We start from the raw sequence: 9,076 nt of genomic DNA, 5'->3' as shown, positions 1-9,076 counted from the left end.
ACAAGCCCCGTCCTTGACGGCTTTTCTTGATTTTTAATATACTCCTTTAATATTTCTCATGGCGCACCACCTACAGAAATGGCAAAATAGCTTGGACTCCATAATGCTTGTTTATGGGGTTTTTTATCCCACATTCCGCACCCTGGGGTGTCACATGGTATTATCACTTAATTTTCTCTTGATTTTTGGATATAAATTATGCCTTTCTGGCATCCTACCTCCGTTAATTTTCTGAGAATTATTAGTAGATGGGAAGCAACAAGTCAAATTTGATCTAAATGTGGATACAAATGGGGTAAACTTGATTTAAAAATTCGGTCGGTTAAGTGTTTGAATTGTGGAACTCAACAGGAACGAGATGAAAATGCTGCCAAAAATATAAATAAAGTCGGGATAGGGCATTGCCACGACTCTAAACGGGCGCTGAGACAGAGTAACACTACTTAGGTAGCGTCCGTCAGTGAAGCGTCAATAATCACTGCACCTTCAGGTCGGTGAGTATGTCAACATCTCAAACAACGGGATTGGTGCGGATCGAACGCACGGCCTAGCGCTTAGGAGGCGCTCGCTCTATCCAACTGAGCTACAACCCCAAAAAATCACATCCGCTATTATATCATAACTTTTCCACTCGTTTATTCCATGATATTGACTCATCGAGACAAGAGCTAGTTCTAAGTTGAAAATTTTATAGACAAAGCTATACATTTGTTGACAAAAATCAATATATTTTAGTTGAAAACATCAAATACTTGATATATAATCCTAGGATATCAAGCCTGTCTGCCGACGGGCAGGTGATAGTCTTTTCAAGAATCTTCGTAAAAGAAAGACGCGTTGGGCTACAGCGTGTAAGTCTATAGATGGATAGCTGATCCGATGCGCCCCGTTGAAGTAGAAAGTAAAGTCTAGTTTTGTCTAGGTTTTATATCCTATCTTCCGCACCCTGAACTGTTACAATCGGTTTTTACCGTTTTTATGATAACATGAGGTTGTATTGTATACTAATTCTCAGAAAATTAACGGAGGTAGGATGCCAGAAAGGCATAATTTATATCCAAAAATCAAGAGAAAATTAAGTGATAATACCATGTGACACCCCAGGGTGCGGAATGTGGGTTATATAGCAGATAGGCACATCACGCTCTTGAATTGAATAATACTGACCTAGCGATCGCTTCATTAGGTCAGCAAGAAGGACATTCCGCGCTATCGCTCTTTTCCTCCTTATTTATTAAGGGTTTTAGCTTAAATTGACACTAATGAGTAGATATAAACCCTTACTGACTCCTGACTCCTGCTATAACATCTGTCTTATGATACTATTTTTTGCTATTTTTTTTAGTCATTATATAATCAATAATCTACCTTAACAACAACTATAAATTACCGATTAATGTTGATCTTTGTTCCTTTTTTTTCGTTGATTTCAGTAACTATAAAATGTGCTTAATAAGACTCAGCAATTTACTTATCAGTTAACAAATTAACAGGCTGAAAATTGAAACCTGAAAGCTAAAAGCTAAAAGCTAAAAGCTAAAAGCTGATAGCTACAATAAAATATCCTGCTAACTATTCTGATTATCAGAATATCAGCTATATATTCAATAAGTCCCACAATACTTAGCTTCCTATGATTCGACAAACTGCTTTTGGCATCGCTTTAAGTACGCTTGTCTTTGCCAGTGGCTTAATAACTGCTGCAAATCCAGGTAAAATTAACACAGAAAACCGAGAAAACCAAGAGAGACACAAATCATCATTAATGACAAATCAAACTGCAATAAAGACTTCAGTAAACAGTGTAAATTTACAAAATTCTCAGCTAGAAATATCTATTTTTAATCAAATTAATCAATATCGAATTAAAGAAGGATTACCCCAATTAAGATTAAGTGAAGAAATAAGTAAACAAGCGAGAACACACAGTGAAAATATGGCCGCAGGTAGGGTAAATTTTAGTCATCATGGATTTGTAGAAAGAGTGAAGGCCATTCATATAAAATTTAATAGTGCAGCAGAAAATGTAGCTTTTAATATAGGATATAGTAACCCAGCAAATGAAGCTGTTTCTGGTTGGATAAAAAGTCCAGGTCACTTAAAAAATATTAAGGGACAATATAATCTTACGGGTATAGGAGTAGCTATTAATAGTCAAGGTGAAGTGTATCTGACACAAATATTTTTAAATGGTAGGTAGAGGAGTCAGTAGGGGCGAAAGGCCGTTCGCCCATTTAATTTATGAAAGCCGATTACTGATAGCTAATAACTAACAATTCCTGTAAAATATAGGACACAAACCTATCAATTTTCTATTGCTTTAAAAATCATGACATTACCAGAATTTCAAGTTTGTGATCAAGATTTAGATGCTACTGCCTTAAACGCATATTTACAATCAGAAGCGATCGCTGTAGATACAGAAACAATGGGACTTTTACCACAGCGCGATCGCCTATGTTTAATTCAAATTTGTAATCCACAAGGACAAGTTACTGCAATTCGTATTCACAAAGGACAAACTACAGCACGGAACTTGAAAACCCTAATGGAAGCTACTCAAGTTCTGAAAGTATTTCACTTTGCTAGATTTGATATTGCTACCTTACAATACAACTTAAATATTGCAGTTCAGCCCATTTTTTGTACTAAAATTGCCAGTAAATTAGCGCGTACTTATACTAATCGTCACGGACTGAAAGATGTAGTTTTAGAACTAGAAAAAGTTGAACTTGATAAAAGTGCTCAATGTTCTGATTGGGGTAACGCAATTAATTTGTCTGAAGCACAACTCAATTATGCTGCTAATGATGTCCGTTATCTTTTGAATATACAGCAAAAACTTACTGCTATGTTGCATCGAGAGGAACGTTGGGAATTAGCCAAAAAGTGTTTTCAAGTCTTACCCACAATAGTTACCTTAGACTTGTTACAATTTCAGGGTTTATTTGAACACTAACTCACACCAAAAAACCCTGATGTTGCCTAATTAATAACTACCTACATTCACAGGAATTTAAGGAGAATTTTTATAGTTTGTTATCTGGAAAAAATGCAGCTTGATGATTTTCAGGAAATTTGCTAAACCCTAGCTAGTCTTAGCTATTAAAGTATTTTTGCTTTGCTAATTTGTCCTTTTAACAACTTATTTCTCCTGAATAATTAACTCAATTTAGAAAAAATATTGCAGAATTATGAGTATGAAAACTGACGAAATTAGATAATATCTACTAGTTTTCATATCTACTACTATCAAATGAAAATACGGAACATTAATCAGATGACCTGCATCTTAATAGTCATCAAATGATACTAATTTTTTTTTAAAAAATACCAAATTTGTACATTCCTGATACTTTAATGACAGATTACAATATCTAAATATTCCATATATTCCATAAACTTGATGTAAAATCTCATGACAACAGGAAATAGGGAATAAAAATCTCTCGATGTATAGATTTATTCTGAACTTTTGTATCTCTCATAACTTCCAAGTTGTTTTTACATACCCTCAGGTCAAATAAAGATTAAAAAATTAATAATTATCGGTGTGCATCAAAATTATACTCTAACAATACTCAAACAATTTTCAATTCTGTATTTCTAAAATCATACGGGAAGTAACAATAAAACTAGGAATTATGCAATTGTCACAATCAATATCTTCTTGAGGTTACTATCAACTGGATTATTCGGTAATAATTCACAGATTTATCACATCTGAAATACCGTATAAACCTATCAGTTTCTAACTGCTGATATCAACAGTAAATTACCAAAACAAACATAGATTATTGCATTAAAATATGGATACAATTTCTACAACCAATTCTAAAATTTTAGTTGTTGACGATGACTTTAGTGTACGTAGTCTGATCCAACGTTTTTTAGGTCGAAAATATCAAATAGAATCAGCAGCTGATGGTAAAAGTGCTATGACAATATTTGAAAAAATTAACCCTGCTTTAGTAATTTTAGATTGGAATCTGCCAGATGCTAATGGTTATAAACTGTGCCAAGAAATGCAAAGTCAAACTAATGTTTTAGTAATGATGCTAACCAGTCGTAATGATGAAGCAGATAAAATCAAGGTTATTGCTGGAGGTGCTGATGATTTTTTAACTAAACCCTTTAGTCTTGCAGAAGTGGAAGTAAGAGTAGAAGCGTTACTTAGAAGAATACGCTGTATTTATCCTAGTCCTATACAACGTCTCACGTTTAAACAATTAGCTATTAATCCAGATGCACGCGAGGTAACTTTAAATGATAAACCATTACCTTTAACAGCGTTAGAGTTTAATATCTTACATTTTTTAGCTACCCATCCTGGACAAGCCTGGAGTCGCGCTCAATTAATTCAAAAAATTTGGGGCTGTGATTATGTAGGTGATGGTCGTGTTGTGGATGTTCATATTGGTCAACTACGCAAGAAGATGGAGGCTGATTCTAGTACGCCGGAGTTTATTAAGACTGTACGGGGATACGGTTATAAGTTTGATCCCCAGGAAACAGCCAAGATATAGGACTTGAGATCCCTAATGAGGGATCCAGGAGGAAAAATTCAGATATTGCGATTTTAAAAGTATGTGATACTTTTAAAGGTATACAAGCATCTACCTTGCACTACTTTAATGAGATTTAATTGGAGGATTTTTGATGATCTAATTTCCCTGGATATGAGTTAATTTAACAATTAAAAATTCCATCATCTCACATGAGAATTTTAACAAAAACTCCACAAGATCCCCGACTTCTATAAGAAGTCGGGGATCTCAATCTAAATTTGATTTTTACTTGATAAAAGTTTATGATATCAAAAGATATAAATTTGGTGTGCAGTGAGGATTTAATCAATGAGTATTACTGTGATGACTTTTAACCTACGCTATGATAAACCAGATCCAGGGATACAACAATGGGGAAAACGGTTCACGGCGATCGCATCTTTAATTCAACACTATCAACCTGATTTATTGGGTACACAAGAAGGTAAAATTCATCAATTAGTAGATTTACAATCTTTGTTACCAGAATATCAATATATTGGTGGCGATCGCACGGGTACAGGAAATGGAGAACATTGTGCTATCTTCTATAAACCCCAAGTGTTAAAATTACAAGAAACTCAGGATTTTTATTTGAGTGATACTCCCGAAATTCCTGGTAGTATTACCTGGGGAAATCGTTTACCAAGAATGGCCACTTGGGGAACTTTTACTATTAACAATTATCGTATTTCCATCACTATTGTTAATACTCATTTAGACCATGAAAATGTTAAAGCTAGAGATTTAGGAGCGGCTTTGGTCAATGTTAAATTAACTGAATTTAGTGCAGAAAATTATCTATTATTAACGGGAGATTTTAACACTAGCCCTCATAATACAGCTAGGACAATTTTTGCTAATAATCCTCAAATTCAAGATTCTTTGAGTAGTATTCCCCTAGAAAAACAAAAAACTTTTCATAATTTTACGGGTAGTGCTTGGGATGCTATAGATACTATATATTGCGATCGCCGCTTTCAAATTCAACAGGTAATTATTGATGATCAACAATGGGAGGGATTGTGGCCATCTGATCATTTTCCTGTAATTGCTAAACTTTCTATTCTTAGTTAGTAACAATTCATGAATTACTTCTACTTTTAATTATTGTGTAGAGGTAATTCATGAATTACCTCTACTTTTTGATCCTAAAATAATCTAAATCTCATTAAATGTGCTTCTATTGCTGAGGTTAACATTTGATTTAATTCACTGCTATCTGCAAATTGTAAAACTTGTTGAAGTGGTAGATCAAAAGTATTTTTTCCTGCTAATTCTGAGCGCTGCATTTCCACGAGTAAAATATGTTCAATTTTTTTACTATGGATAGCATAACCCATTTCTACACAGACATTGGGACTAGGAATAAGTGTTTTGATATCTGGTATTTCAGGATTAATGATATTAGCGATCGCTGTGGTATCTGCAATAAATAATAAACTTTTGCGGATTTTTTTCATGCGACTTTGACTTAACCGCACGGGACTATTTTCAGGACGCGGAGATTCTAATATAGTTAATGGATAACGCGATCGCAAATTAATTTTTTCCACCGTCTTTTGCAATTCTTCCCTTAATATTTCTGTAGATTTCAGATATTCAGTTTGACAACTAAAATATATTACAGGTTCTAACTGGGATAATGTAGCCTGCTTAGTCAAATATATCTCATGACTCATCAAGTCAATATTAGAAACTACATAAGTTCCGCTACCATCTATATAAAATTCAATATTCTCCCCCTCCAAATAGCGTCCAAACCACGTAGATTTTTTGATCTCATCCTTATCATCCAAAAAATCCGCTCGCAAAGCTGATTTTAACAGACTTTTTTTGCTTAACCGAATATCTGGAGGTCTTTTTTCCAGTATTGAAATCGGTTCATAATCTTGTAGATACCACGCTCTGAGGGCAATAATGGACATAAAAAGCTATTTTCGATATGTGATGTAATTTGCTGACTATTCAATTTTAGTACAAATTTACGATAATGGGAGACCCAGGAGTGAGGAGTTCAAGAGACTACAAGAGATTACAAGAGACTATTTTACCAGTCATCAATTACCCATGAAAAAACAACAACACCCACACATCTACTCGCTTGTCCTCTCCCTCTTCTCGTTCATTCTAGCCAGGGATGTACTACCTTTCATCACCTTAATAAACAAGCGATGGAAACCAGTCACAGCGCCCCCGATTTCAATCATTTGAGGGAATGTCAGCTTTCGCGTTGAGTGTTGTTGTTTTTTCCTTACGAGACAGACGTAAATTAAACAGCGCTTTTACCTCTTGATTTAACTTCAGCTTTTTTTCTTCTTTTTTGGTCACTCTAGCTGTTGTATCTGCCAGGGAAGCTCTTTTCTCTAGCTTCAATTATTAGAATAACACCTTTTTTTTTCAGTGGATGGTTTTGTAATTAAACTTTACCATTTATAGGCTTGACTTTAATTAATCCTTTGATTTACAAGGGTTGTAAGTAATTATTTCTATCAATTTTATTTTTCATAGAATGAGCAATCACTCATTTATGTTTACGAGGATGTTTGTAAACTCTAAATTAATACTAAAATCAGCAATGGAAATCGCTCCTACAAAGACAAACCGAAATAGGCAGGTTAAAAATCCTTAGTTTTTTAAGCTGTTGTGCTTTTAATTTGAATAATAGATGCCAGCAAGATGCTTGGACTACAGTAATTTTAGGTTTTTTAGTTATACAGTGAGTGCTGCACATCAGCTTATTAGTCCACGCAGCTAGACCTAGTTTTTCTGGTATCTAGTTATATTAGATGAATATATTTAAAACATTATTTAAAGCAAGTATTAATAAAATTTGAGGAGAAAAATTCCAAAAATAACTCTTACATTAACTCTTACATTGAGATATAAAAAATAAACTGTAATATTTCGCAATAAAAGTGAGAGCATTAAATACTATAAATGTAAAAAATTACAAAGTAATTTAAACAAACATTATTTAATATGTTGATATGTTGAGAATATGAGTAAAGACAGAAGAATCGTATTAGATTATGGACATAAGAAATTATCAAGACTAAAAACCAAGGAGTTTAAGGTTATGGCTATTTCTAATATTTCTAAAATGTTAGCTAACATGACTCAATTTGTATATGAAGCTGCAATGAGAGTGTTTGCTCCTAATAAAGACGCTTATCCTGAAATTGGCGTACAACCATTTACTGGTGATATCTATAAGAAAGAAAAAACAGGATCTTGGTAGATATTCAATTCATCAAGTTTCAAAAATTATTAATCGGTCTCAATCAAGGTAAGGTACATCTATCTTACCTTGATTCTGTATTTATATCCTCAAATTCTCAAATAAGCAGGAGATATTTTTGAGTAAGAATTTTGACTGATTGCGTTAAAATAAAGTAAAATTTTGCCAAAATGAGAACTTTTCGGTATATATTAAATTCCGGCTAAACTAAATCATGAAAACTTCAGCAAATCACTATAACCAGGTAAAATATGAAACTGCAAGATTTTTTAGGAACACAGGAAAAATGGGGATATGAAGCGATCGCTGATGATGTAGAATTAGCACGTCAGATTCAAACAAGATTAATTGATTTAGAACTACTAGAACCACCAGCAGATGGCAAATTTGGACCACTTTCCACAGCAGCACTGAAAAAACTTCAAGAATTATTAAAAACAGGAGAAAATGAATTTTTAGGAGCGGTTACCGCTAAAGAACTCATTGAAACCAAACAAGAAGACTTACCCAAACCAGAGTTAAAATTAGGAAACGACATAGCCAGTAAAATTATCAAATATATGCTGGCTAAACAATATCAAGTATTCACCAACCCCAAAGAGTATAACATTGTTTACGTAGAAGGGATTAATGGAGATTGGACTCTTAACGATGATAAACCAAATGAATTTAACGATCAACGAATAGTCATTGAAATCATAGATGGCGTACCTAAAATCGTTAATAATTGGCAAGCAACCACTGAACCTGGTAGTTACTACACCTATAACCCCATGAATCCCAAAGGAGCAGCTAGAATCCAGTTTGGACAATACAAAGCATGGTCTGTAGGAATACATGGTAATGCAGATCCCCATGAAGCATTAAGACAAGTAGGTAATATCACAGTCTGTAGAGACTTCAATAAGGATTTCAAACGCACTGGAGACGCACTTGATACAGGTGATGACTTTTATGTAAATCAGCACTGGGGTTATGATGCTCCTGTGAATGATATTAAAAATGCCAGTGCAGGATGTTTAGTAGGAAGAAGAAAAGAAGGACATAGAGAATTTATGTCCATTATTAAGCAAGATAGACGCTATGTAGCTAATAAGAATTATGTTTTTTACACAACCATTATCCCAGGTGATGATTTGCTTAAACAGTTTCCTGGGTAGGGAGATTTCAGCAAAATAGCCAAACTTTGCTCACATCTTGATAAACTTAAATCAAAACATGATCTAAGTATTGGACACAAATTCAAACGACTTAGATACAAGCTAAGACTAGCAATGGAAAGACTCAG

The 9,076-nt window shown here is 34.0% G+C and carries 8 protein-coding genes, 1 tRNA gene and 2 pseudogenes; 7 read left to right on the top strand and 4 right to left on the bottom strand.

All coding sequences use genetic code 11. The annotated features are described in order from the left end of the window. Positions 1–56 precede the first annotated feature (56 nt). Positions 57–122, bottom strand: a pseudogene (locus H6F32_RS19775) (IS200/IS605 family transposase); the annotation flags it as partial. 163 nt (positions 123–285) lie between these two features. On the opposite strand from H6F32_RS19775, the pseudogene H6F32_RS20760 reads away from it, so the two are divergent. After that, positions 286–447, top strand: a pseudogene (locus tag H6F32_RS20760) (RNA-guided endonuclease TnpB family protein); the annotation flags it as partial. A gap of 72 nt (positions 448–519) precedes the next feature. Here H6F32_RS20760 and H6F32_RS19765 read toward each other — a convergent pair. After that, positions 520–593, bottom strand: a tRNA-Arg gene (locus H6F32_RS19765). A 1,040-nt stretch (positions 594–1,633) separates the two neighbouring features. Between H6F32_RS19765 and H6F32_RS19760 the strand changes: the two genes are divergently transcribed. From H6F32_RS19760 to H6F32_RS19745, 4 genes are all read left to right on the top strand, one after another. Beyond that, positions 1,634–2,200, top strand: coding sequence for a CAP domain-containing protein (locus tag H6F32_RS19760; RefSeq protein WP_190370981.1), 567 nt, complete (start codon positions 1,634–1,636; stop codon positions 2,198–2,200). A gap of 129 nt (positions 2,201–2,329) precedes the next feature. Further along, a complete protein-coding gene (locus H6F32_RS19755) occupies positions 2,330–2,959 on the top strand; it encodes a ribonuclease H-like domain-containing protein (RefSeq protein ID WP_190370980.1) in 630 nt (209 codons plus the stop codon). Positions 2,960–3,809: 850 nt separating this feature from the next. Beyond that, positions 3,810–4,526, top strand: coding sequence for a response regulator transcription factor (locus H6F32_RS19750; protein ID WP_190370979.1), 717 nt, complete (start codon positions 3,810–3,812; stop codon positions 4,524–4,526). A 330-nt stretch (positions 4,527–4,856) separates the two neighbouring features. Next, positions 4,857–5,624: an endonuclease/exonuclease/phosphatase family protein gene (locus H6F32_RS19745; RefSeq protein WP_190370978.1), complete on the top strand. Its 768-nt coding sequence runs from the start codon at positions 4,857–4,859 to the stop codon at positions 5,622–5,624. Positions 5,625–5,698: 74 nt separating this feature from the next. On the opposite strand, the gene H6F32_RS19740 is transcribed toward H6F32_RS19745, so the two are convergent. Together H6F32_RS19740 and H6F32_RS21010 are read right to left on the bottom strand one after the other, a co-directional pair. Continuing rightward, a complete protein-coding gene (locus H6F32_RS19740; RefSeq protein ID WP_190370977.1) occupies positions 5,699–6,475 on the bottom strand; it encodes a hypothetical protein in 777 nt (258 codons plus the stop codon). Between the two features lie 274 nt (positions 6,476–6,749). Further along, positions 6,750–6,878, bottom strand: coding sequence for a hypothetical protein (locus H6F32_RS21010; RefSeq protein ID WP_277875082.1), 129 nt, complete (start codon positions 6,876–6,878; stop codon positions 6,750–6,752). Positions 6,879–7,626: 748 nt separating this feature from the next. Here H6F32_RS21010 and H6F32_RS19735 point away from each other — a divergent pair. Next, positions 7,627–7,788: a nicotinate phosphoribosyltransferase gene (locus H6F32_RS19735; protein WP_190370982.1), complete on the top strand. Its 162-nt coding sequence runs from the start codon at positions 7,627–7,629 to the stop codon at positions 7,786–7,788. 251 nt (positions 7,789–8,039) lie between these two features. Next, positions 8,040–8,948: a peptidoglycan-binding protein gene (locus tag H6F32_RS19730; RefSeq protein ID WP_190370976.1), complete on the top strand. Its 909-nt coding sequence runs from the start codon at positions 8,040–8,042 to the stop codon at positions 8,946–8,948. Positions 8,949–9,076: the final 128 nt, after the last annotated feature.

Source organism: Anabaena sp. FACHB-1237 (assembly GCF_014696225.1).
In the GTDB taxonomy this organism is placed as follows: Bacteria; Cyanobacteriota; Cyanobacteriia; order Cyanobacteriales; family Nostocaceae; genus FACHB-1237.
The sequence above is the reverse complement of the archived record's forward strand: the minus strand, read 5'-3'. Positions and strand labels throughout refer to the sequence as shown.

Coding starts and splice junctions, on each gene's coding strand:
- H6F32_RS19760 (WP_190370981.1), top strand. CDS start 1,634: ATGATTCGACAAACTGCTTTTGGCATCGCTTTAAGTACGCTTGTCTTT.
- H6F32_RS19730 (WP_190370976.1), top strand. CDS start 8,040: ATGAAACTGCAAGATTTTTTAGGAACACAGGAAAAATGGGGATATGAA.
- H6F32_RS19755 (WP_190370980.1), top strand. CDS start 2,330: ATGACATTACCAGAATTTCAAGTTTGTGATCAAGATTTAGATGCTACT.
- H6F32_RS19740 (WP_190370977.1), bottom strand. CDS start 6,475: ATGTCCATTATTGCCCTCAGAGCGTGGTATCTACAAGATTATGAACCG.
- H6F32_RS19750 (WP_190370979.1), top strand. CDS start 3,810: ATGGATACAATTTCTACAACCAATTCTAAAATTTTAGTTGTTGACGAT.
- H6F32_RS19745 (WP_190370978.1), top strand. CDS start 4,857: ATGAGTATTACTGTGATGACTTTTAACCTACGCTATGATAAACCAGAT.
- H6F32_RS19735 (WP_190370982.1), top strand. CDS start 7,627: ATGGCTATTTCTAATATTTCTAAAATGTTAGCTAACATGACTCAATTT.